Origin of the sequence: Amycolatopsis sp. NPDC051758 (assembly GCF_044453095.1) — a bacterium.
GTDB lineage: Bacteria > Actinomycetota > Actinomycetes > Mycobacteriales > Pseudonocardiaceae > Amycolatopsis.
On record NZ_JBITCJ010000001.1, the window covers coordinates 609,237 to 630,657 of the forward strand.

The 21,421-nt window shown below is 70.2% G+C and carries 22 protein-coding genes and 3 tRNA genes; 16 read left to right on the top strand and 9 right to left on the bottom strand.

What is annotated here, in order from left to right:
* Nucleotides 1-71 precede the first annotated feature (71 nt).
* From lon to ACIA5G_RS03230, 4 genes are all read right to left on the bottom strand, one after another.
* Entirely contained in the window at nucleotides 72-2,477 is a 2,406-nt protein-coding gene (gene lon / locus ACIA5G_RS03215; RefSeq protein WP_395920582.1) for an endopeptidase La, read from the bottom strand.
* Between the two features lie 100 nt (nucleotides 2,478-2,577).
* Nucleotides 2,578-3,426: an SAM-dependent methyltransferase gene (locus tag ACIA5G_RS03220; protein WP_395920583.1), complete on the bottom strand. Its 849-nt coding sequence runs from the start codon at nucleotides 3,424-3,426 to the stop codon at nucleotides 2,578-2,580.
* Nucleotides 3,423-4,277: an SAM-dependent methyltransferase gene (locus ACIA5G_RS03225; protein WP_395920584.1), complete on the bottom strand. Its 855-nt coding sequence runs from the start codon at nucleotides 4,275-4,277 to the stop codon at nucleotides 3,423-3,425. The genes ACIA5G_RS03220 and ACIA5G_RS03225 overlap by 4 nt, the downstream gene beginning before the upstream one ends.
* Before the next feature lie 72 nt (nucleotides 4,278-4,349).
* Nucleotides 4,350-5,288 carry a GNAT family N-acetyltransferase gene (locus ACIA5G_RS03230; protein WP_395920585.1) on the bottom strand — a complete coding sequence of 313 codons (939 nt, stop codon included), beginning with the start codon at nucleotides 5,286-5,288 and terminating at the stop codon, nucleotides 4,350-4,352.
* 237 nt (nucleotides 5,289-5,525) lie between these two features.
* On the opposite strand from ACIA5G_RS03230, the gene ACIA5G_RS03235 reads away from it, so the two are divergent.
* The 6 genes from ACIA5G_RS03235 (at nucleotide 5,526) to ACIA5G_RS03260 (ending at nucleotide 9,601) form a co-directional block, all read left to right on the top strand.
* Nucleotides 5,526-8,180 carry a putative bifunctional diguanylate cyclase/phosphodiesterase gene (locus ACIA5G_RS03235; RefSeq protein WP_395920586.1) on the top strand — a complete coding sequence of 885 codons (2,655 nt, stop codon included), beginning with the start codon at nucleotides 5,526-5,528 and terminating at the stop codon, nucleotides 8,178-8,180.
* A gap of 80 nt (nucleotides 8,181-8,260) precedes the next feature.
* Nucleotides 8,261-8,333, top strand: a tRNA-Thr gene (locus ACIA5G_RS03240).
* 50 nt (nucleotides 8,334-8,383) lie between these two features.
* Nucleotides 8,384-8,456: transfer RNA gene (locus ACIA5G_RS03245), tRNA-Met, on the top strand.
* A 51-nt stretch (nucleotides 8,457-8,507) separates the two neighbouring features.
* Nucleotides 8,508-8,672: a 50S ribosomal protein L33 gene (rpmG, locus tag ACIA5G_RS03250; protein ID WP_005152047.1), complete on the top strand. Its 165-nt coding sequence runs from the start codon at nucleotides 8,508-8,510 to the stop codon at nucleotides 8,670-8,672.
* A gap of 84 nt (nucleotides 8,673-8,756) precedes the next feature.
* Nucleotides 8,757-9,206, top strand: a complete 450-nt coding sequence (locus tag ACIA5G_RS03255; RefSeq protein ID WP_395920587.1) for a MaoC family dehydratase N-terminal domain-containing protein — start codon at nucleotides 8,757-8,759, stop codon at nucleotides 9,204-9,206.
* Entirely contained in the window at nucleotides 9,203-9,601 is a 399-nt protein-coding gene (locus ACIA5G_RS03260) for a MaoC family dehydratase (protein WP_395920588.1), read from the top strand. The genes ACIA5G_RS03255 and ACIA5G_RS03260 overlap by 4 nt, the downstream gene beginning before the upstream one ends.
* Nucleotides 9,602-9,610: 9 nt before the next feature.
* Here the strand turns inward: ACIA5G_RS03260 and ACIA5G_RS03265 are convergent, their stop codons facing one another.
* The 4 genes from ACIA5G_RS03265 to ACIA5G_RS03280 all read right to left on the bottom strand — a co-directional run bounded on the left by ACIA5G_RS03265 (nucleotide 9,611) and on the right by ACIA5G_RS03280 (nucleotide 12,929).
* Complete coding sequence (locus ACIA5G_RS03265; RefSeq protein ID WP_395920589.1) at nucleotides 9,611-10,516, bottom strand: SGNH/GDSL hydrolase family protein; 906 nt, start codon at nucleotides 10,514-10,516, stop codon at nucleotides 9,611-9,613.
* A 35-nt stretch (nucleotides 10,517-10,551) separates the two neighbouring features.
* On the bottom strand, nucleotides 10,552-11,508 hold the full coding sequence (locus tag ACIA5G_RS03270; protein ID WP_395920590.1) for a hypothetical protein: 957 nt from the start codon (nucleotides 11,506-11,508) through the stop codon (nucleotides 10,552-10,554).
* Nucleotides 11,505-11,855, bottom strand: coding sequence for a GntR family transcriptional regulator (locus ACIA5G_RS03275; RefSeq protein WP_395920591.1), 351 nt, complete (start codon nucleotides 11,853-11,855; stop codon nucleotides 11,505-11,507). Before ACIA5G_RS03275 ends, ACIA5G_RS03270 begins: the two co-directional genes overlap by 4 nt.
* Nucleotides 11,856-11,999: 144 nt before the next feature.
* Complete coding sequence (locus tag ACIA5G_RS03280) at nucleotides 12,000-12,929, bottom strand: TIGR03619 family F420-dependent LLM class oxidoreductase (RefSeq protein ID WP_395920592.1); 930 nt, start codon at nucleotides 12,927-12,929, stop codon at nucleotides 12,000-12,002.
* A 196-nt stretch (nucleotides 12,930-13,125) separates the two neighbouring features.
* On the opposite strand from ACIA5G_RS03280, the gene ACIA5G_RS03285 reads away from it, so the two are divergent.
* The 6 genes from ACIA5G_RS03285 to ACIA5G_RS03310 all read left to right on the top strand — a co-directional run bounded on the left by ACIA5G_RS03285 (nucleotide 13,126) and on the right by ACIA5G_RS03310 (nucleotide 16,721).
* Nucleotides 13,126-13,198, top strand: a tRNA-Trp gene (locus ACIA5G_RS03285).
* Nucleotides 13,199-13,224: 26 nt separating this feature from the next.
* Nucleotides 13,225-13,665, top strand: coding sequence for a preprotein translocase subunit SecE (secE, locus tag ACIA5G_RS03290; protein WP_395920593.1), 441 nt, complete (start codon nucleotides 13,225-13,227; stop codon nucleotides 13,663-13,665).
* A 73-nt stretch (nucleotides 13,666-13,738) separates the two neighbouring features.
* On the top strand, nucleotides 13,739-14,566 hold the full coding sequence (nusG, locus tag ACIA5G_RS03295) for a transcription termination/antitermination protein NusG (RefSeq protein ID WP_395920594.1): 828 nt from the start codon (nucleotides 13,739-13,741) through the stop codon (nucleotides 14,564-14,566).
* 73 nt (nucleotides 14,567-14,639) lie between these two features.
* Complete coding sequence (gene rplK / locus ACIA5G_RS03300; protein WP_043781763.1) at nucleotides 14,640-15,077, top strand: 50S ribosomal protein L11; 438 nt, start codon at nucleotides 14,640-14,642, stop codon at nucleotides 15,075-15,077.
* 80 nt (nucleotides 15,078-15,157) lie between these two features.
* Nucleotides 15,158-15,877, top strand: a complete 720-nt coding sequence (rplA, locus tag ACIA5G_RS03305; protein ID WP_395920595.1) for a 50S ribosomal protein L1 — start codon at nucleotides 15,158-15,160, stop codon at nucleotides 15,875-15,877.
* 70 nt (nucleotides 15,878-15,947) lie between these two features.
* Nucleotides 15,948-16,721, top strand: a complete 774-nt coding sequence (locus ACIA5G_RS03310; RefSeq protein ID WP_395920596.1) for an alpha/beta fold hydrolase — start codon at nucleotides 15,948-15,950, stop codon at nucleotides 16,719-16,721.
* A 78-nt stretch (nucleotides 16,722-16,799) separates the two neighbouring features.
* On the opposite strand, the gene ACIA5G_RS03315 is transcribed toward ACIA5G_RS03310, so the two are convergent.
* Nucleotides 16,800-17,717 carry a hypothetical protein gene (locus ACIA5G_RS03315; protein WP_395920597.1) on the bottom strand — a complete coding sequence of 306 codons (918 nt, stop codon included), beginning with the start codon at nucleotides 17,715-17,717 and terminating at the stop codon, nucleotides 16,800-16,802.
* A 316-nt stretch (nucleotides 17,718-18,033) separates the two neighbouring features.
* On the opposite strand from ACIA5G_RS03315, the gene rplJ reads away from it, so the two are divergent.
* The 4 genes from rplJ to ACIA5G_RS03335 all read left to right on the top strand — a co-directional run bounded on the left by rplJ (nucleotide 18,034) and on the right by ACIA5G_RS03335 (nucleotide 21,420).
* Nucleotides 18,034-18,588 carry a 50S ribosomal protein L10 gene (gene rplJ / locus ACIA5G_RS03320; protein ID WP_395920598.1) on the top strand — a complete coding sequence of 185 codons (555 nt, stop codon included), beginning with the start codon at nucleotides 18,034-18,036 and terminating at the stop codon, nucleotides 18,586-18,588.
* Between the two features lie 53 nt (nucleotides 18,589-18,641).
* Nucleotides 18,642-19,028: a 50S ribosomal protein L7/L12 gene (gene rplL, locus ACIA5G_RS03325; RefSeq protein ID WP_395920599.1), complete on the top strand. Its 387-nt coding sequence runs from the start codon at nucleotides 18,642-18,644 to the stop codon at nucleotides 19,026-19,028.
* A gap of 389 nt (nucleotides 19,029-19,417) precedes the next feature.
* Nucleotides 19,418-20,629 (top strand): ABC transporter ATP-binding protein, encoded by a 1,212-nt coding sequence (locus ACIA5G_RS03330; RefSeq protein WP_395920600.1) that lies wholly within the window; start codon nucleotides 19,418-19,420, stop codon nucleotides 20,627-20,629.
* 38 nt (nucleotides 20,630-20,667) lie between these two features.
* Nucleotides 20,668-21,420: an ABC transporter permease gene (locus tag ACIA5G_RS03335; RefSeq protein ID WP_364514573.1), complete on the top strand. Its 753-nt coding sequence runs from the start codon at nucleotides 20,668-20,670 to the stop codon at nucleotides 21,418-21,420.
* The last annotated feature ends 1 nt before the right edge of the window (nucleotide 21,421 follow it).

The window sequence follows — 21,421 nt, forward strand, 5'->3', positions numbered from 1 at the left end:
GTTAGCCGCTCGGGCACGGCGAAGGCCCCCATTCGCGGGAGAATGGGGGCCTTCGGTGGCGGCGCTCGGGGTTACGCCGCCTGGGAAACCGGCGTTGAAGCCGGGGTCAAAGCGAGCTCCAGGACCTCGCGGACATTGGCCACCGCGTGGACCTCCAGCTGGGACAGCACCTCGGCCGGGACGTCGTCGAGGTCCGGCTCGTTGCGCTGCGGGATGATCACCGTCTTCATCCCCGCCCGGTGGGCCGCCAGCAGTTTCTGCTTGACGCCGCCGATCGGGAGCACGCGGCCGGTCAGGGACACCTCGCCCGTCATCGCGACGTCCGCCCGGACCACGCGGCCCGAGAGCAGCGATGCCAGCGCCGTGGTCATCGTGACACCCGCGGACGGGCCGTCCTTCGGGACCGCGCCCGCCGGGACGTGGACGTGGATGCCGCGCTCGCGCAGGTCGCCCACCGGCAGCTCCAGCTCCGCGCCGTGCGAACGCAGGTAGGACAGCGCGATCTGCACCGACTCCTTCATCACGTCGCCGAGCTGGCCGGTCAGCTGCAGCCCGGACGCGCCGGACTCCTTGTCCGCCAGCGACGCCTCGATGTAGAGGACGTCACCACCGGCACCGGTCACCGCCAGGCCCGTCGCCACGCCCGGGGTCGCCGTGCGCTGGGTCGACGCCGGGAGGGACGACTCCGGCAGGTGCCGCGGGCGGCCGAGGTAGGTCTCCAAAGCGGCGGCGTCAACGGAAAGGGGCAGGGACACCTCATCCAGCGCCACCTTGGTCGCGATCTTCCGCAGCACCTTCGCGATCGTCCGGTTCGCGTCGCGCACGCCCGCCTCGCGGGTGTACTCGGCGGCGATCCGGCTGAACGCCGAGTCCGTCAGAACCACGTCCGAAGCGCCCAGGCCGGCGCGCTCCAGCTCGCGGGGGAGCAGGTGGTCGCGGGCGATGGTGACCTTCTCGTGCTCGGTGTAGCCGTCCAGCGTGACGAGCTCCATGCGGTCCAGCAGCGGGCCGGGGATGGTCTCGAGCGCGTTGGCCGTCGCCAGGAACACGACGTCGGACAGGTCCAGCTCGACCTCGAGGTAGTGGTCGCGGAACGTGTGGTTCTGCTCCGGGTCCAGCACTTCGAGCAGCGCCGCGGTCGGGTCGCCGCGGTAGTCGGCGCCGACCTTGTCGATCTCGTCGAGCAGCACGACCGGGTTCATCGAGCCGGCTTCCTTGATGGCGCGGACGATCCGGCCGGGCAGCGCGCCGACGTACGTGCGGCGGTGACCGCGGATCTCCGCCTCGTCGCGGATGCCGCCGAGGGCGACCCGGACGAACTTGCGGCCCATGGCCTTCGCGACGGACTCACCGAGCGACGTCTTGCCGACTCCGGGAGGGCCCGCGAGGGCGAGCACCGCGCCGGAGCGACGTCCGCCGACCGGGCCGAGACCCGACTCGGCACGACGCTTGCGCACGGCCAAGTACTCGATGATGCGTTCCTTGACGTCGTCCAGGCCCGCGTGGTCGGCGTCCAAGACAGCCCGCGCCGCCGCGATGTCGTAGCTGTCCTCGGTGCGCTCGTTCCAGGGCAGCTCCAGGACGGTGTCCAGCCAGGTGCGGATCCAGCCGCCCTCGGGGGACTGCTCGGACGTGCGGTCCAGCTTGTCCACCTCGGCCAGCGCGGCCTTCTTCACGGCGTCGGGCAGCTCGGCGCCTTCGACGCGGGCGCGGTAGTCCGTGTCGTCGGTGCTGCCGTCGAGCTCGCCCAGTTCCTTGCGGATGGCCTCGAGCTGGCGGCGCAGCAGGAACTCCTTCTGCTGCTTCTCCATACCCTCGGCGACGTCCTTGCGGATCGTGTCGGTCACCTCGAGCTCGGCCAGGTGCTCCTTGCTCCACTCGAGCGCCTTCTCCAGGCGTGCGCTGACGTCCAGCGTCGTGAGCAGCTCGAGCTTCTGGTCGGTGTCGAGGTACGGCGCGTTGCCGGACAGGTCGGCGATCGCGGAGGCGTCCTCGACCTGCTGGACGGCGTCGATCAGCTGCCAGCCGCCGCGCTGCTGGAGGATCGACATGACCACGGCCTTGTACTCGGACGCGAGCTGGGCGGTCCGGTCGTCCGTGGTCTCGGTGGTGTCTTCGGCGTGCACCCAGCGGGCGGCGCCGGGTCCGTCGGCGATCCGGCCGACGAGCGCGCGGGTGGTGCCGCGCAGCAGGACGGCGGCCTTGCCACCGGGCACGCGCCCGATGCGCTCGACGGTCGCGACGGTGCCGTACTCGGCGTACTCACCGTGGACGCGCGGCACGATCAGGACCTCGGCCTTGGTGGCGCCGGCGGTCGACCGGATGCCGGGGAAGGACGCCTGGCTCGGCGTGTTGGCCTGGGCGGACTCCACCGCGGCCCGCGTCTCGGTGTCGGTGAGGTCGAGCGGGACGACCATGCCCGGCAGCACGACGTCGTCATCGAGCGGGAGCACGGGCAGGAGGCGGGTGTCGGACATGTGCACTCCTCGGGTAGTTGAGTCTGCCTAGCTCAACTCTCCGATAGGCGTGTTTGTTTCCGATGGTGCGTTCGCCCACAGCGATCAGGGAAAGCGCAGGTCAGCGCGCTGGCCGGCGGGCGACGGCGCACCACGCGAACGGCCGGGTCTCGAAATCCAGGACCGTCGGACGCTCGTCGGGACGCCAGTCCGGCAGCGACGTCATCCCCGGCGGCAGCAACGGCCAGCCGCCGAACCAGGGGAGCAGCTCGTCGGCCGAGCGCAGCCACGCGGGGTTCGACGTGTCGCGGTAGGCCTCGATGAACCGGTGCACCTCGGCCGCGCGGTCCGGCGGCGCGTCGTCGCGGCACGTGCCGTGCGTCAGCGCCAGCCAGCTGCCGGGCGCCAGCTTCGAGCGGTACTCGGCCATCAGCCCCGCCGGGTCGTCGGACGGGCCGACGAAGTGCATCACCGTGATCATCAGCAGGCACACCGGCCGCGACCAGTCGATCAGCGCCGTCGTCACGTCGTCGGCGAAGATCGCGGCGGGCCGGCGGATGTCCTTCTCCACCAGGCCCGCCCAGTCCGACGCGCCTTCCTTCTCCAGGATCAGCCGCGAATGCGCCGCCGCGACCGGCTCGTAGTCGACGTACACCACCGACGCCCGCTCACCGTCGGGCAGCAGGTCGCGGACGATCTCGTGCACGTTCCCCGCGGTCGGCACGCCGGAGCCGAGGTCGACGAACTGGCGGACACCGGCGTCCATCGCCGCCGTCACCACCCGGTTCATGAACGCGCGGTTCTGCCGCGAGATCGGCCGGATCAGCGGCCACACCTTCTCCACGCGGCGGCCGAACTCGCGGTCGACCGCCCAGTGGTGGTTCCCGCCGAGGTACCAGTCGTAGACGCGCGCCGCGGACGGCTTTTCGATGTCCACCCCGGCCGGGGCGATCGGCGCGCCTTCGCTCATGCGCCGGGCTTCTCCGCGATGCCGCACCACGCGTACGGGCGGGCTTCGGCTTCCAGCGCGTTCAGCTTCCGGTCGGGCCGCCAGTCCGGCAGGTGCACGATGCCCGGTTCGAGCAGTGGCCAGTCACCGAACAGCGGCAGGATCTCGTCGCGGTCGCGCAGCCACACCGGATTGCTCGTCTTCCGGTACTGCTCGACGAACCAGCGCAGCCCCGCCAGGGCCTCGCCGGTCCCGTCACCCTCGCTCATCTGCGAGATCGCCAGCCAGCTCCCGGGCGCGAGCTTGTCCCGGTACGCCTTGAGGATGCCTTCGGGGTCGTCGTCCGGCCCGACGAAGTGCAGCACCGCCATCATCATCAGGCAGACGGGCTGCGAAAAGTCGATGAGCCGCTTCGTCTCTTCGGCGCGCAGCACGGCCTTCGCGTCCCGCATGTCGGCCTGGACGATGCCGGCCCAGTCCGTCGCCGCCTCCTCTTCGAGGATCAGCGTCGCGTGGGCGACGGCGACCGGCTCGTAGTCGACGTAGACGACGGTCGCGTCGTGGTCGTCGGGCAGCTCCGCCTCGACGACCTCGTGCACGTTCCCGGCCGTCGGGACGCCGGAGCCGAGGTCGACGAACTGCCGGATCCCGGCCCGCAGCGCCGCCCGCACCGCGCGGTTCATGAACTCGCGGTTCTGCTTCGACCCGGGGCGCACCAGCGGCCACTGCTGTTCCATGCGCCGCCCGAACTCGCGGTCCACCGCCCAGTTCTGGGTGCCGCCCAGGTACCAGTCGTAGATCCGGGCCGCCGACGGCTTCTCGGTGTCGACGCCCTCCGGCGCTCTGGGTGCGGAATCCCGCTGCTCGGTCACTGTGCTCCCCATCCCCTCACGGCTCGGGACCAGCCTATAAGGGCGGAGCGCACCCGGTAATCCGCCAGTGGCTCACCGAACGGCTGGGCGACGCTGCCAGTACGTCCACAGCGGGCGGTACCCCTGCGCGTACCAGAACGGCGTCGACAGCGGGTTCGCCGCGGCGTGGTGCAGGAGGACGACGTCGGCGCCCTCCTCGTCGAGGACGTGGTGGGCGTGGATGGCCAGCGCGGTGCCGACACCGGACGACCGCGCCTCCTTGGCGACGGCCAGCGACGACAGGTAGCCGACGCGGCCCGCCGAGACGCGGTCGCTGATCCACCCGGTCTCGCCCGGGTGCTGGACGTTCACCATGCCGAGCGGACGGCCGTACAGCTCGGCGATCCACAGCGGCGGCTCCGGGCGGTCCAGCTGTTCGGCCAGGTCCTTGGCCATGATGTCCTCGACACCCTTGCGCAGGTTGACCGTGCCGTACTGCGCGTCGAAGGAGTGCAGCTCGAGACCCAGCGAGACGACGGTTTCGAGGTCGCCGGGCGCGGCGCGGCGGATCTTGACACCGGGGGTGCCGCGCGGGCCGGCCGGGACCATCCGGTCGGCCGGGCGGACGGCGATCACGCGCAGCGGCGCGAAGCCGTGGTGCAGCATTTCGCGCGTGCCGGCGGCATCCCGGCTCGCGCGGGGGACGATCGCCGCGGTCTCGGTGTCGCCGCGCTCGGCGACCGCGCGCAGATGTTCATCCCATCGGGTGAGGAGGGCGTCGAGGGCGCCCGCCGGCTGCGGGCCGGCCAGCTGGAGGTCCAGCCGGTGCTCGGTGAGCGCGCGCCACGGCGCGTTCGGGGCGTCCTGGTCGACCTGGATGCGCGAGGCGAGGCCGGACGCGGCCGAGTCGGCCGTCGCCACCTCCAGCACCACGGCACTTTCGGCCGCTTCGAAGGGAGAGGAACCGGGGAGCAGGGGATCCACCGCCGCGAGCCGCGCCGCGTGGTCGGTGGCAATCACGTCGCTGTGCATGGGCACATTCAATCGCTACCCGGACTGTCGTGCGCATGGAACCGCCATCGGTTCTTCCCCCCGATGTTTCACCCCTTGGTCCACGCAGGTCAGCGCCGTCGGGGCATTGTTAACCCTGGGGTGATCTCCTACTGTCTCGAAAGGGACACGGGTACGCCCTCCGGGGTACGGTATGGCCCTTGTCCACACCCGAAGTCACGGATCACCACCGGTGGACAAGCTGGGAGGGAAGGTCGGATGCCGGACACCAACGCCCACGGCGACGCCGTCGCACAGGCGCAGCCCGGGCCGGGAGCCGCTTCCGGGGCACCACCGCAACCCGCCGTCTCCGCCGAAGCCCGCACCGACGAACGCCGGTTCCGCGCCTACACCTTCGCCGTCCTGAGCCTGGGGCTCGTCGCCGCCTTCGCGGTCGGCTCGTGGCTGCCGTTCCACTGGGACAGCAAGCTGCTGTGGATCGGCCCGGTGCTCGCGGTCGCCTTCCTGCTCGCCGAACAGCTCGGCATCAACGTCGACGTCCGCAGCGGCATCTCGTGGACCATCTCCTTCACCGAGATCCCGCTCGTCATCGGGTTCTTCGTCGCGCCGTTCGAGGTTGTGCTGGCCGCGCACCTGGTCGCCGGCATCGGCACGCTGCTCGCGCGGAAGGTCGCCGGCCGCGTCCTCTACAACGCGGGTGCGTTCCTGCTCGAGATCACCGGCGCCTTCGCGGTCGCCGGGCTGGTGAAGGTCGCCGTCGGCGCCGGAGCGGGCAGCGAGATCCCCTGGGTCGCCGCGCTCGCCGGCACGCTGACCGCGCCGCTCGTCAGCACCCTGCTCGCGCTGGCCGCGGTGCGCGTGCTGCGGCGCCGCATGCGGGTCAGCACCGCCGTCCGGCTCACCGCGCGGATCCTGGTCGTCGGCTTCGTCAACGCCTCGGTCGGCCTGTCCGGTTACCTCGTCATCTCCAACACGCCCAAGGCGTGGCCGCTGGTGCTCGCCGTGTTCCTCGGCCTCACCGCGCTGTACTGGGCCTACTCCGACCTGCTGCGCGAGCAGCGGGACATGGAGGCGCTGTCGGACGTCAGCCTGATGGTGGCCCGCTCCGGCCAGCAGGCCGCGGCACGCCCGGCCAGCCGCGCGGACGAGCTCGTCGGCGGGGTCGACGTCCGCGAGTGGGCGACGATCGCCGAGCGCATCAAGGACCAGCTCGCCGCCGGCCGGGTCGTCCTGCGGCTGCGGCTCGAACCGACGGACACCATGCGCGTCGTCGTCGCGGGGGACGACCTCCCGGTCGCCGACCCCGCCGCCGACGACCCGCTGCTGCGGCTGCCCGGCGCGCACGTCCGGCACTTCCGGATCACCGAAGCCAACCCGGACGTCCGCGCGGCGCTGCTCGACCGCGGCGCCCAGGAAGCGCTCGTCGTCCCGCTGCGCAGCGCGAACAAGCTGCTCGGCGTCGTCGAGGCGCACGACCGGCTGTCCCGCTGGCGCGGCTTCGGCAAGTACGACGTCCAGCTGCTCGGCACGATGGCCAGCCACCTCGCGACGTCGCTGGACAACCGGCGGCTGCTCGCGACGCTGCGCCACGACGCCTACCACGACCCGCTCACCGGCGACCTCAACCGGCAGGGCTTCCGGCAGGTGGCGAAGGAGCCGTTGCGGGACTTCGCCAACGTCGTCGTGCTGCGGATCGACCTCGACGTCTTCTCCACGGTCAGCGACGCGCTGGGGTACGCCTGGGCCGACCGGATGGTCATCGCCGCCGGCCGCCGCATCCGTGACGCGCTCGGCCCCGACGTCCCGCTCGGCCGGCTGGAAGGCGCGTCCTTCGCGGCGCTGCTCGTCGGCTGCCCGCCGGAGGAGGCCCACCGCGCGGCGGAACGGCTGCGCGAAGAGCTTTCCGCGCCGTACCCGGTGGACCGGCTTTCGGTCGAGGCGAACGCGATGATCGGCTACGCGACGACGACCCCCGAAGAGGCCGGCGACCCGGTCGACATCGAAGGCCTGCTGCAGCGCGCGGACGTGGCTGTTCGCGCCACCAAGGGCGGCGAAGAGGTCCGCGGTTACGTGCCGAGCATGGGCCAGATCTTCCTGCGGCGCTTCCAGATGGTCACGCAGTTCCGGCAGTCCCTGGAGGACGGCCAGGTCAGCGTCCACTACCAGCCCAAGATCACCCTGCCGAACCGTCAGGTCCAGGGGGTCGAGGCGTTGGTGCGCTGGGTGCACCCGGAGTTCGGCCGGCTCGGCCCGGACGAGTTCGTCCCGGCCATCGAGGCGGCCGGCCTGATCGGCGTGCTGACGTCGTTCGTGCTCGGCGAGGCCCTGAAGCGCTGCCGCAAGTGGCTCGACGAGGGCCTGCGGATCTCGGTCGCGGTCAACCTGTCGGTGCGGAACCTGGCCGACGAGGACTTCCCGAACAAGGTCGCCCGCGAGCTGGAGCGGGTCGGCATCCCGCCCGAGCTGCTGACGTTCGAGCTGACCGAGTCCGGGGTGATGTCCGACCCGCAGAAGGCGCTGCCGATCCTGCGCGAGCTGCACTCGCTGGGCATCACGCTCGCGGTGGACGACTTCGGCACCGGTTACTCGTCGCTGGCCTACCTGCGGCAGCTGCCGGTCGACCAGGTCAAGATCGACAAGAGCTTCGTCCTCGGCATGGGCACCGACCTCGGCGACCTCGCCGTGGTCCGGTCGATCGTCGAGCTCGGGCACTCGCTCGGGCTGACGGTGGTCGCGGAAGGTGTCGAAGAGGACGTCGCGCGCGACCAGCTCGAGGCGATGGGTTGTGACGTCGCGCAGGGCTACCTGATCTCGCGGCCGCTGCCGGAGGACCGCCTGGAGGCGTGGCTGCAGGCCCGCACCGCGCGCTCGCCGGGGCGGCACTCGGAGACCGTGCTGACCCTGCTGACCTGAGGTTTTGCTCTTTCGCGACCCCGGTTGCACGGCCGGGTGACGGGCCTTGGTAATCTTTCCAAGTCCTCGCGAGAGGCCAGGCCCCTTTAGCTCAGTCGGCAGAGCGTCTCCATGGTAAGGAGAAGGTCTACGGTTCGATTCCGTAAAGGGGCTCACGACCTCAGCCGCGTCACGCCTGCGTGTCGCGGCTTGGGTCATGTAAGGGCGGTGTAGCTCAGTTGGCAGAGCAAGCGGCTCATAATCGCTGTGTCGCCGGTTCAAGTCCGGCCACCGCTACGCGGTAACGACTGGGGCTGGCCCCCGGGACCTGAGAGAGAAGGAAACGCTGTGGCTGCCACCGACGTGCGACCCAAGATCACGCTGGCGTGCGAAGAGTGCAAGCACCGCAACTACATCACCAAGAAGAACCGGCGCAACAACCCGGATCGCCTGGAGATGAAGAAGTTCTGCCCGAACTGCGGTACGCACCGGACGCACAAGGAAACCCGCTGACGTAGCGCGTTCACCAGCTTTCGAGAAGCCGCCCTGGACCACCAGGGCGGCTTCTTGCTGTCGGCAGCCCGGTAGCCTCTCGGGGTGCCCTTGGACGAGTCGTTCACCGGACGGGTTTACCCGCCGCAGACCAGCTACGAAGTGAGCCGGGAGAAGATCCGGGAGTTCGCCGACGCGATCGGTGACCAGAACCCGGTCTACCGGGACGTCGACGCGGCGAAAGCCGCCGGCCACCCGGACGTCATCGCGCCCCCGACGTTCCTCACGATCATCAACCTCGCCTCGATCAACGCGATCGTCACCGATCCCGAGCTCGGCCTCGACTACTCGCGGATGGTGCACGGCGACCAGCAGTTCAGCTACACGCGCCCGGCGCACGCCGGCGACGTGCTGCTGCTGACCACGCACATCGACCGGATCATGGCCCGGGCCGGCAACGACTTCATCAACCTGCGCGCCGAGATCACCGACGTCGACGGCGGGCACATCGCCACCACGCGCGCGCAGCTCGTGGTGCGGGGGGAGGACGCGTGAACGCCGGAGACGAACTGGCCGCCCTCGAGGTCCGGATCACCCGCGACCAGCTGGTGCGCTACGCCGGGGCCGCGCTCGACTTCAACCCGATCCACTGGAACGAGGCGTTCGCGAAGGACGTCGGCCTGCCCGACGTCATCGCGCACGGCATGCTCACGATGGCCGTGGCCGGGCGTGTGGTCACCGACTGGCTCGGCGACCCGGGCCGGCTGGTCGACTTCAGCGCCCGCTTCACCCGCCCGGTCGTCGTGCCGAACACGCCCGAAGGCGCGGTTGTGGAGATCACCGGCAAGGTCGGCGAGGTCAAGGACGACGGCACCGCCCGCATCGACCTCGTGGTGAAGTTCGACGGGAAGACGGTGCTCGGCAAGCCGCAGGCGATCGTCCGGGTCTGAGGCAACCGGCTAGGGCAGCTTCAGCAGGGCCAGGACGGCGTCGGCCATGCCCTGCTCGCCGCGGGCGTTGGGGTGCAGCGGCGCGGCGGGCGAGGCGGGCAGCACACCCTCCACCCAGCGCGTGCCGGCCGCGGAGCAGACGTCGTGGCCCTTGCCGGGGGTGGCCGTGTCGGCGTACCCCGCGCGGTGGCCGTCGGCCTGGTCCTCGAGCATCTTGTTCAGCTTGCCGAGCGCCTCGCGGAAGTAGGCGACGTCGCCGGCGCCGACGGGCAGCGAGGGCCAGCAGCCGTCGCCGTCGGGCAGCACGGTCGGGTAGCCGACCACGACCACCTTCGCCTGCGGCGCCTTCGTGTGGATCCGGTCGAGGATCGCGCCGACCTTCGGCGCGGCGGCGTCGATCCGCTCGGCGAGCTGGTCGCGCCCGCCGGCGGTCAGCCGGTCCTTGCACGGCGACCCCGACGAATTCGTCGTCGCGCAGGACGACGCCAGCTGGAGGAAGCCGACGTCGTTGCCGCCGATGCCGAGCGTCACCAGCGTGGTCTTCGTGGTCACGGCGTCGAGCTGCGGCGGGTTGGTGCCGTTGGACGTCTTCTGCGCGGCGGTCAGGCTCGCGGTTGTCGCACCGCTGCAGCTGACGTCGGCGAACGTCGCCGGCTTCAGCTTCGCGGAGACGAGGTGGGGGTAGTTGTCGTCGGAGCGTTCGCAGCCGGCCGGGGTCCCGGCCTGCCGCCCGGTGCGCGGCGACGAGGTGTACGAATCGCCGAGGGCGACGTAGCGCCCGGTGCCGCCGCCGGTGTCCGCGCCGTCCGGTGGCGCCGACGACGAGCCGTGCTGCCACTTGTAGTACCCGAAGCCCAGCAGTCCGAGCACGAGCAAGACGACCAGGCAGCCGCCGCCACCGCTCTTTTTCGCCACTCCTTCGTTTCTACCGGGCTTGGAACCCCGCCGACCTAGTCAATCCGGGTGACGCGCTGCGCGAGCAGGTCGTTCACCAGGCCCGCGCCCGTCTCCGGGTCGTCCACGCTGACCAGCACGGTCCGCCCGCTCTCGAGCGCCAGCACGATGGCCGGGCCGCCGCGCACCTTGTACGCCGTCGTGCCGGTCACCGGGTTGAAGCGGAGGCCGAGCCCGGTGTCGCCGAACGTCGACAGCTCGCGCGTGGTGGCTTCGCGGATGCTGCCGAGCCCGATGTGCCGCCACGGGAAACCGAGGAGGCCGAAGCGGATCGTCACGCCCTGGGCGTCCACGGTCGCCTTCAGCCGGTACGTCACCACCGTGACGAACGTGCCGACCAGCGCGATCCAGATCGCCATCGGCCAGGAAAGCCCGGCGGGCAGCAAGGCGATCGCGACCGGGATCAGCCCCAGCGCCCACAGCATCGCCGGGTTCACCGCCCGGCCCGACCAGTACGCGCGCTGCCCCGGCCGGAGCCCGACGCTCGGGAGGTCGGGGCCGGCTTCGAGGACCGGGGCCGGCAGGCCGCCCACGAACGCCGCCACGACCCCGAGCGCGGCCGTGCCCAGCAGGAACAGCACCACGACGGAACCGCTGCGTGCCGCGTGCCAGTCCGGCACGTCCAGGTTGGGCACGAGCACCGAAAGCAGGGTGGCCGGCGCCAGCGCGGCGAACCCGGCGCCGACCCCGGCGGTCACGCGCGGCACCGGCCGCCCGCGGCGCAGGGCGGCCACGGCCGTCACGGCCAGGAGCGCGGTCGCGACTGCGCCGAGCGCCAGGCACACGACGACGAACAGGCCGAGCGGCGTCGAGCTGTTCGGCCCGCCGTTCCAGTGGGTCGCAACGGGGTCGGGCAGCCGGTCGGCCCAGGCACTCGCGAGGACGCCGGCGACGGCCAGCGCGGCGCCCGGCAGCACGGCGGTCGCGGTCAGGACCCGGATCAGCTTGGTCATGTGTACTTCTCCTTGATCACCCCGGTGAGCTCTTCCAGGCCGACACCCGCGCGCTTCGCCTCGTCGACCAGGCCCACGACCAGCTCGGCGAGCCGGGCCCGGGACGGCGCGTCCCCGAGCACCACGGCGCCACGCCGTCGCCGCAGGTCGATGAGGCCTTCGTCGCGCAGCACGGCGTACGCGCGCAGGACGGTGTGGACGTTGATCTCGAGCGACGCGGCCAGCTCCCGGGCCGGCGGCAGCTGTTCCCCGCGTGCCGGGCTGCCCGCCGCGAGCGCGCGGCGGATGGACGCCGCCACCTGCTCGAAGAGCGGGGTGGCCGACCCGGGGTCGATCCGCACCAACATAGTTCTAACTGTACTAGAACTAACCAGCTTTGGGCGAGGGAACCTGAACAAGCTCGTCGACAAGGGCCTACGAGGACAAGTCCATCAACGAGCTCCTCGACGGCTGATCGCTTCCCAGGGGCCGCTGCCGCGGTCCTCGGGGTGTCAGACCAGTGTCGCGGCCAGCTCCAGGGCGTGGTCGACGTCCTTCGCGACGTAGTGGAGGTCGACCAGCACCTCGGTGACGCCTTCCTCGCGGGCGACGTCCAGGCAGGCCGGGACGTCCTGGACCGTGTTCACGCCGGTGCCCTCGCGCGGGTTGATCCGCAGCACGCGGCGCAGGGCACCGGGGTCGCGCCCGGCCTTCTCGGCCGCTTGGAGCGCGACCGACCAGAGGCCGTTCAGGTACTGCTTCGGCATCCAGCCGGCCAGCCAGCCGTCGGCCCGGCGCCCCACGCGCGCCAGCGCCGGCGGTGAGAATCCGCCGAGCAGCACCGGCGGCCGCGGCTCCTGCGCCGGGCGCAGGCCGACCGTCGACGGCGCGATCCGCCACTGCGGGCCGTCGTGCGCCACCGGGTCGCCGGTCCAGATCGCTTCGAGGGCGTCGAGCACGTCTTCGAGCCGCTTGCCGCGGCCCTCCCACGGCACCCCGGTCGCGAGGTACTCCTCGCGCAGCCAGCCGAGGCCGAAGCCGACGTCCAGCCGGCCGGAGCTGGCGAGGTCGAGCGAGGTCAGGGCCCGGGCGAGCAGCACCGGGGAATAGACGGGCCCGGTCAGCGCGCTCATCCCGAGGCGGACCGTGCGGGTCACGGCGGCGGCCGTCGCCAGGGTCGTGAAGGGATCCGCGAAGGTCTCGAACTCCTCCGGGTACGGGTGCTCCGGCGTCCCGCCGCCCGGGTAGAGGTCGGACGGCTCGAGCGGGGTCAGGATCCGGTCGCCGACCCACAGCGACCCGAAGCCGAGGTCCTCCGCGGCGGTCGCGAAGCGCGCGACGGCGGCGGGGTCCGCGAGCGCACCGTACTGGGGCAGCGCGAGCCCGAGCCGCGTTCCGCTCACCGGTGAGCGGGACTCCGGGTTGCTCGTCATGGCGGACATCCTGGCATGATCAGGTGGTCGGCGGGGAGTTTTCCGCAGGCCGGCCGGGGTTCGGCGGTCGATCGGGGGGCGCGGTTGCGGGCTCCCGCGAGGCTTGCCGTAGACTTCGGGACTTGGAAAGCACTACGGTCATCCCCGCCTGGATGGTGGGGATGCTGGAAGGCGTCCACGGGGCCCCGAGTGATCGGGACTCCACAGGGGTGTAGCTCAATTGGCAGAGCAGCGGTCTCCAAAACCGCAGGTTGCAGGTTCAAGTCCTGTCACCCCTGCGTAACGGAACTGGTGGAGCGAAGGAGTGGTCGTGAGCGACAGCGACGCCAGCGGCGGCGAGCAGGAGCAGGACGGCACCGGGCAGAAGCCCGAGAGCCAGTCCCGTCCCGTCACAGCTGCTGCCCGGCGTGAGCGCCGCGCGACCGCTCGTCCGGCGGGGAAGTCCGCGGCACGTGCGGACGACAAGAGCCGGCCGACCGGGAAGTCGGGGGAGAAGTCCGCCCCCGACGCGAAGGGCGCTCCGACCCGGAAGCGGGACCAGAAGCCGAAGAAGGCCTCCGTGTTCGCGCGGCTGGTGCGCTTCATCCGCGAGGTCTGGGCGGAGCTGCGCAAGGTCATCTGGCCCAACCGCAAGCAGATGGTCACCTACACCGCGGTCGTGCTGGTCTTCGTGGTGTTCATGGTGGCCCTGGTGAGTGGTCTGGATCTCCTGTTCAAGTGGGGCATCGGCCACGTTTTCGGCTGACGCGCCTCGGCGCGCGCCGATGGGGCTCAGGTCCCGGCCTGACCCCGGCAATGATCAACTGAGAGGACGGAACGTGACCTCCGACAACGGCACATCAGCCGGTCACGACCTGACCGAGCTTTCCGACGAGCAGGTGCACGCGGCACTCGGTGACGAGGAATCCGCGCACCTCGAGCCCGTCGAGGTGTCCGACGAGGTCGACGAAGCCGCTTCCGCTGACGACGAGAGCACCGAGGACGCCGCTGCCGGCGAAGCCGAGGCCGAGCCCGCCGCGGCGGACGACGACCCGGTCGCCACGCTGCGCGCCGAGCTGATGGCCGCGCCCGGCGAGTGGTACGTCGTGCACTCCTACGCCGGGTACGAGAACAAGGTGAAGACCAACCTCGAGACCCGGACGACAACCCTGGACGTCGAGGACTACATCTTCCAGATCGAGGTCCCGACCGAAGAGGTCACCGAGATCAAGAACGGCCAGCGCAAGCAGGTGCAGCGCAAGGTGCTGCCCGGCTACATCCTGGTCCGGATGGACCTGAACGACGCCTCGTGGAGCGCGGTGCGCAACACGCCGGGTGTCACCGGGTTCGTCGGCGCCACTTCGCGGCCGTCGCCGCTGACCGTGGACGAGGTGCTGAAGTTCCTCGCCCCGAAGGTCGAGAGCGAAGCCCCGGCGAAGGCCGGCAAGGGCGAGTCCGGCACGACCGCGGCCCCGCTCGGTGGCCCGGCCGTCGAGGTCGACTTCGAGATCGGCGAGTCGGTCACCGTCATGGACGGCCCGTTCGCGACGCTGCCGGCGACGATCTCCGAGGTCAACGTCGACGGGCAGAAGCTGAAGGTCCTGGTGTCGATCTTCGGCCGGGAGACCCCGGTCGAGCTGTCGTTCACGCAGGTCTCCAAGATCTGACGGCTGCAGCGCGGCCGCAGTCCCCACGTCCACGGCAGGTACGCGGGGAACGTAGTACAGGACAGGAAAAGAAATGCCACCCAAGAAGAAGAAGCTTGCGGCGATCATCAAGCTGCAGATCAAGGCGGGTGCGGCCAACCCCGCGCCGCCGGTCGGGCCGGCCCTGGGCCAGCACGGCGTCAACATCATGGAGTTCTGCAAGGCCTACAACGCCGCGACCGAGTCGCAGCGCGGGGACGTCGTCCCGGTCGAGATCTCCGTGTACGAAGACCGGTCGTTCGACTTCAAGCTGAAGACGCCGCCGGCCGCCAAGCTGCTGCTGAAGGCCGCGGGCGTGGAGAAGGGCTCCGGCGAGCCGCACAAGACCAAGGTCGCCAAGGTCACCTGGGACCAGGTCCGCGAGATCGCCAAGACCAAGGAGACCGACCTCAACGCGCACGACATCGACCAGGCGGCGAAGATCATCGCCGGCACCGCCCGCTCCATGGGCATCACGGTCGTCGACGCCTGACGTCTGCAGCACCAGAAGTACGTGGGAGAGCCGGGTGCGGCTCGTCACCACACTGATCCACAATCACTAAGGACAGAAGCATGACCAAGCACAGCAAGGCATACCGCCAGGCTGCGGAGCTGATCGACAAGGCGCGGTTCTACGCGCCGCTCGAGGCTGCGAAGCTGGCGAAGGAAACCTCCAAGACCAAGATGGACGCGACCGTCGAGGTCGCGATGCGTCTCGGTGTGGACCCGCGCAAGGCCGACCAGATGGTCCGCGGCACCGTGAACCTGCCGCACGGCACCGGTAAGACCGCCCGCGTCATCGTCTTCGCCGTCGGCGACAAGGCCGCCGAGGCCGAAGCCGCCGGCGCGGACGCGGTCGGCACCGACGAGCTGATCGAGCGCATCCAGGGTGGCTGGCTCGACTTCGACGCCGCGATCGCGACGCCGGACCAGATGGCCAAGGTGGGCCGCATCGCCCGCATCCTCGGCCCGCGTGGCCTGATGCCGAACCCGAAGACCGGCACCGTGACCCCCGCGGTCACGAAGGCGATCCAGGACATCAAGGGCGGTAAGATCAACTTCCGCGTCGACAAGCAGGCCAACCTGCACCTGGTGATCGGCAAGGCTTCCTTCGACACGGAGAAGCTGGTCGAGAACTACGCGGCGGCGCTGGACGAGATCCTCCGCGCCAAGCCGTCGTCGGCGAAGGGCCGCTACCTGAAGAAGGTCACCTTCACCACCACGATGGGCCCGGGCATCCCGGTCGACCCGCTGCGGACCCGCAACCTCCTTTCCGAGGACGCCGGCGTCTGAGTCGGACATCACCAGAAAGGGCGTCCCCGCTTGCTGCGGGGGCGCCCTTTCTTCGTGTCTTATTGACGGCATGCCGACTTTCGCGTCGTTCGACGGGCTCCGGTTGAACTACACCGTGTGGGAGGGCGACGGCGCCCACCGCCCGGTGCTGCTGCAGCACGGCTTCGCAGCCGACACGAACGCGAACTGGATCTCCACCGGCGTCGTCGCAGCTCTGCGCGCCGCGGGTTTCACAGTCATCTCCCTGGACGCACGCGGCCACGGCCGTTCCGAGAAGCCGCACGACGAGTCCCGCTACACCGAAGACAGCATGGCCCGCGACATCTCGGCCCTCCTCGACGAGCTGCACCTCGACGAGGTCTCCCTGGTCGGCTACTCGATGGGCGCGATCATCGCCCTGGCGGCCACGGCCGCGGACAAGCGCATCCGCTGCCTGGCCACCGGCGGGGTGGGTTCGGGCATCGTCGACTTCGGCGGGGTGGATCTCCGGGTGGTGAAGCCGGCGGATATCGCTTCGGCGCTGCTGGCTGAGGACCCGTCGACAGTTCCGGCGTCGGGTGTCCCGTTCCGCCTGCTGGCGGACGCGGTGGGCGGCGATCGCCAGGCTCTGGCTGCGGTGGCGTTGGCTTCGCGGGAGGGTCACTTGGACCTGGCCTCGATCGGCGTGCCGACTCTGGTCTTGGCCGGGGATCAGGACTTGCTGGCGGCGGAGCCGGAGAGGCTGGCCGCGGCCATCGCGGGGGCGCGTTTGGTGCGGATCCCGGGTGACCACATGACTGCGGTGATGTCGCCGGCGTTCTCGGAAGCGCTGGTGGCTTTCCTGTCGGCCCCGCACCCCCGCTAACGGCGTAGGCCGCCAGCTGAGTGCGGTTGCTCAGCCGGTCGAGGTCGAGGTGGGTGCTTCGCCGGCGCTTGCAGAAATTCAGCTCGTCGGCGTTGTCGTGGGGATTCCGCTGCACTTCGCCGGGCCGATGGCGTGGCCGGTGATGAGCCACTGGCCCTTCTCGACCTTCGAGACCGTGAAGACGCCCAGTGCCGGGCCGCCGCTCACCGCGTAGTTGCACGAATCGATCGTCACGGTGTCGCCGGGCAGGGGCTCCGAAATGCTCGACGGCAGGGATTCGGCGTAGTCGTTCTTGTTCGTCACCTGGGTGGTGAGGAACTCGATGGCCTTCTTGCAGTCGGTCTGGGCGACGTTCTGGCGGAACGTCTGCGCGATGTCCTGCGCGAACTGGGTTTGGACGTCGCGCTGCCCCTCGTTCTGGAACCGGCCGCACGCGTCGTCGACCCGGCCCTGGGCGACGTTGTGGTACACGAACCGCACTGCCTCGTACGGGTTCGTCGAGAACACGTGGTTCGTGTGGTACTTGCCGCCGCCCTCTTGGGCCAGCTGGGCCGACGTCTTCCCGGCGTCGTTGGGGAAGAAGTGGTTGTACAGCCACGTTCCCGCCAGGCCCAGGATCACGATCGCCAGCACCCAGGCGATGACCTTCTTGCCCAGCCACTTCACCCACCGCGGCGGGCCGCTCCGGCCGCCCCCGCGATCGTTGGGGACCAGCTGGTAGCCCGGAGGGATGACCGGCGGCTGGCTCGCGCCGGAGTTCTGCGTGGCCGGCTGCGAAGGCGGGGCCTGGACCATTCCGGCGTCCGGTGGGGGCGCCGGCTGGTTGCCCTGCTGGGCCTGGGTGAACCTTAGGTAGTCCTGGAACTGCTGGAACTGCTTGAACTGCTCCAGCTGGGCCGGGTCCATCGGAGGCTGAGCCGGCTGTCCGGCGGGCGTCGAAGGGCCCGCCGGTTCGATTTCCGAGCCCGGCTTTCCGTCATCGCGCTGCTCCGCCACGTGACCATGATGCCTGCCGACGCCCGTGAGGGAACCCCCAGCCGCCCTAAACGCAGGTCAGCGCAACCCCCTTGTGAACTTCTGTAAACCGGCCGGGTATAGTTACAGACGGTTCTACCGAAGACCGCTGGTTATCCGAGTGCCCCCACGGACACGAGGAACGAAGGCCCCGCATCGCCGGGCGGCCCGCGCAGGAGGAACGAGGCCCGGCACTTCGTGTGTCGTACTACGCCCCGCGCCTGTCTGCGCGAGGGCGTTTTGTCGTTTCGGGGGCTCTTCGGGCCAGTGGAAACACTAGCCAAGAGAGGAGGCGACCATGGCGAAGCCCGACAAGGTGGCGGCCGTCGCCGAGATCGCGGAGAGCTTCCGCAGCAGCTCGGCCACCGTCGTTACCCAGTACACCGGCCTCTCCGTGTCCCAGCTGTCCCAGCTGCGCCGCGCTCTCGGCACCAGTGCCAAGTACCGGGTCGCGAAGAACACCCTCGTCAAGCGGGCCGCCGAGGACGCCGGCATTGCCGGGCTCGACGACCTGTTCGTCGGCGCGACCGCCATCGCCTTCGTCGAGGGTGAAGCGGTCGACGCCGCCAAGGCGCTTCGCGACTTCGCGAAGGACAACAACGCGCTTGTGATCAAGGGCGGCTACATGGACGGCAAAGCGCTGTCCGTGGACGAGATCAACAAGATCGCCGATCTCGACAGCCGTGAGGTCCTGCTCGCCAAGGCGGCGGGCGCGTTCAAGGCGAAGCTGTCCCAGGCCGCCGCGCTGTTCCAGGCGCCGGCGTCCCAGGTCGCCCGCCTGGCTGCCGCGCTGGAGGAGAAGCAGCGCAACGCCGCCGGTACCGAAGCAGCCGAAGCACCCGCCGAGAGCTGATCCACCCCCCACCCCGAACGTTTTTTAGTTCGTTTTTCTGAGAGGAAGCCATCATGGCGAAGCTGAGCACCGCCGAGCTGATCGACGCCTTCAAGGAGCTCACCCTCCTCGAGCTGTCCGAGTTCGTGAAGGAGTTCGAGGACACCTTCGACGTCACCGCCGCCGCCCCGGCCGCCGTCGTGGCCGCCGCCCCGGGTGCCGCTGCCCCGGCCGCCGCCGAGGAGCAGGACGAGTTCGACGTCGTCCTCGAGGGCGCCGGCGACAAGAAGATCCAGGTCATCAAGGTCGTCCGTGAGGTCGTCTCGGGCCTGGGCCTGAAGGAGGCCAAGGAGCTGGTCGAGGCCGCTCCCAAGGCCCTCCTGGAGAAGGTCGACAAGGAGGCCGCCGAGGCCGCCAAGGAGAAGCTCGAGGCCGCGGGCGCCAAGATCACCATCAAGTGATCCCGGGCGCGTCAGCGCCTGCGCACCACCTCGTGAAGGGGCGGGCATCCACTCGGATGCCCGCCCCTTCCGCGTTTACGACTTCCTGAGCTGGGGGACCGCCCGAGCCCCTAGGAGCGGTGTCCGGATGTCCCCGGGGTCCCTAAATCGTGGTTCCGGGGTGCACGGATCTGCGTCGTTGCCCCGAATGGACTACCGTGCTGCGAGTTGCCGATCACGGCGGGGTGACGATGGAACCGGGGCTGGCCAGAAAAGAAAACTGGTGAGTAACCTGTTCGCACTCAGCTCGTTGCACCTGGTTGACGCGGGTTCTCAGGGCGCTGCGGCCCGCACCCGCCGACAGGGTGTGGCAGCGGGCGCAATGACGCGGAACAGCTCCTGGAGGTGCGATGGGTGCCGAGGTGGTCATCGAAGGTCTGACCAAGTCCTTCGGTAAGCAGGCCATCTGGCGGGACGTCACGTTGACGCTGCCCCCGGGCGAAGTGTCGGCGATGCTCGGTCCGTCCGGAACCGGCAAGTCGGTGTTCCTCAAGTCGATGATCGGGCTGCTCAAGCCCGACCGCGGCCGCTGCGTGATCAACGGGGTGGACATCGTCACCTGCTCCGAGCACAAGCTGTACGAGATCCGGAAGCTCTTCGGCGTCCTCTTCCAGGACGGCGCGCTGTTCGGCTCGATGAACCTCTACGACAACGTCGCGTTCCCGCTGCGGGAGCACACGAAGAAGTCGGAGACGGAGATCCGCCGGATCGTCCAGGAGAAGCTCGAGATGACCGGCCTCGCCGGCGCCGACAAGAAGCTCCCCGGCGAGATCTCCGGCGGTATGCGCAAGCGCGCCGGCCTCGCCCGCGCCCTGGTGCTGGACCCCGAGATCATCCTCGTCGACGAGCCGGACTCCGGCCTCGACCCGGTCCGCACCACCTACATCTCGCAGCTGTTCCTCGACGTCAACGCGCAGATCGACGCGACGTTCCTGATCGTCACGCACAACATCAACCTGGCTCGCACGGTGCCGGACAACCTGGGCATGCTCTTCCGCAAGGAACTGGTCATGTTCGGTCCGCGCGAGGTGCTGCTGACCAGCGAAGAGCCGGTCGTCAAGCAGTTCCTCAACGGCAAGATGCAGGGCCCGATCGGCATGTCCGAGGAGAAGGACAGCGCCCAGATGGCCGCCGAGCAGGCGATGTTCGACGCCGGGCACCACGCCGGTGGCGTCGAGGACGTCTCGGGGGTGCCGCCGCAGATGCAGACGACGCCGGGGGTGCCGCAGCGGATGGGCGCCGTCCGCCGCAAGGACCGCGTCATGGAGATCATGCACCGGCTGCCCGAGGCCGCCCAGCAGGGCATCATCGCCTCGTTGAGCCCCGAGGAGCAGCGCCATTACGGCGTGAGCCCGCGGCAGGTCGCCCAGGCCCAGCAGCAGCAGCAGCAACAGCAGCAGGTCCCGGCCGGCGCCCGGCAGGGTGACGGCGTGCCGAACCAGCACCACGGCCAGCTGCCCGCCGACCAGGTGGCGCGCATCCCGAACGGCGGCCAGCCGCCGAGACCCGGTGGCTCGCACCGGATGCCCCCGCCGCCGAACAACGGGCCAGGTGGCAGGTGAGCTCTCCCGCTTCACAGGCGAAGATCCCCGGGATCGGCATGCTCCGCGAAACCGGGAACCTGTTCGCCCTCGGCCTCGACATCGTTCGTGGCATCTTCCAGCGCCCGTTCCAGCTGCGGGAGTTCATCCAGCAGTCGTGGTTCATCGCGAGCGTGACCATCCTGCCGACGGCCCTCGTGGCCATCCCCTTCGGCGCGGTCATCTCGCTGCAGTTCGGCTCGCTCGCCCGGCAGCTGGGCGCGCAGTCCTACACCGGCGCGGGCTCCGTGCTCGCCACCGTGCAGCAGGCCAGCCCGCTGGTCACCGCGCTGCTGGTGGCGGGCGCGGGCGGCTCCGCCGTCTGCGCCGACATCGGCGCGCGCACCATCCGCGAAGAGATCGCCGCGATGGAGGTGCTCGGCGTCTCCGCGGTGCAGCGGCTGATCGTGCCGCGCACGCTCGCGATGATGCTGGTCGCGCTGCTGCTCAACGGCATGGTCAGCGTCATCGGTGTGCTGGGCGGCTACTTCTTCAACGTCGTGCTGCAGGGCGGGACGCCGGGTGCGTACCTGGCCAGCTTCTCCGCCCTCGCGCAGCTGCCCGACCTGTGGGTCGGTGAGCTCAAGGCGCTGATCTTCGGGTTCATCGCCGCCGTCGTCGCGTCCTACCGGGGGCTCAACCCCTCCGGCGGCCCGAAGGGTGTCGGGGACGCGGTGAACCAGTCGGTGGTCATCACGTTCCTCATGCTGTTCGTCGTGAACTTCGTGATCACCCTGATCTACCTGCAGATCGTGCCCGGAAAGCTGGACTAGC

What these genes read in the sequence shown, in the direction of transcription:
- lon (WP_395920582.1), bottom strand. Translation starts at nt 2,477, where the DNA reads ATGTCCGACACCCGCCTCCTGCCCGTGCTCCCGCTCGATGACGACGTC.
- ACIA5G_RS03220 (WP_395920583.1), bottom strand. Translation starts at nt 3,426, where the DNA reads ATGAGCGAAGGCGCGCCGATCGCCCCGGCCGGGGTGGACATCGAAAAG.
- ACIA5G_RS03230 (WP_395920585.1), bottom strand. Translation starts at nt 5,288, where the DNA reads ATGCACAGCGACGTGATTGCCACCGACCACGCGGCGCGGCTCGCGGCG.
- ACIA5G_RS03235 (WP_395920586.1), top strand. Translation starts at nt 5,526, where the DNA reads ATGCCGGACACCAACGCCCACGGCGACGCCGTCGCACAGGCGCAGCCC.
- ACIA5G_RS03270 (WP_395920590.1), bottom strand. Translation starts at nt 11,508, where the DNA reads ATGACCAAGCTGATCCGGGTCCTGACCGCGACCGCCGTGCTGCCGGGC.
- ACIA5G_RS03275 (WP_395920591.1), bottom strand. Translation starts at nt 11,855, where the DNA reads ATGTTGGTGCGGATCGACCCCGGGTCGGCCACCCCGCTCTTCGAGCAG.
- ACIA5G_RS03280 (WP_395920592.1), bottom strand. Translation starts at nt 12,929, where the DNA reads ATGTCCGCCATGACGAGCAACCCGGAGTCCCGCTCACCGGTGAGCGGA.
- rplK (WP_043781763.1), top strand. Translation starts at nt 14,640, where the DNA reads ATGCCACCCAAGAAGAAGAAGCTTGCGGCGATCATCAAGCTGCAGATC.
- rplA (WP_395920595.1), top strand. Translation starts at nt 15,158, where the DNA reads ATGACCAAGCACAGCAAGGCATACCGCCAGGCTGCGGAGCTGATCGAC.
- ACIA5G_RS03310 (WP_395920596.1), top strand. Translation starts at nt 15,948, where the DNA reads ATGCCGACTTTCGCGTCGTTCGACGGGCTCCGGTTGAACTACACCGTG.
- rplJ (WP_395920598.1), top strand. Translation starts at nt 18,034, where the DNA reads ATGGCGAAGCCCGACAAGGTGGCGGCCGTCGCCGAGATCGCGGAGAGC.
- rplL (WP_395920599.1), top strand. Translation starts at nt 18,642, where the DNA reads ATGGCGAAGCTGAGCACCGCCGAGCTGATCGACGCCTTCAAGGAGCTC.
- ACIA5G_RS03330 (WP_395920600.1), top strand. Translation starts at nt 19,418, where the DNA reads ATGGGTGCCGAGGTGGTCATCGAAGGTCTGACCAAGTCCTTCGGTAAG.
- ACIA5G_RS03335 (WP_364514573.1), top strand. Translation starts at nt 20,668, where the DNA reads ATGCTCCGCGAAACCGGGAACCTGTTCGCCCTCGGCCTCGACATCGTT.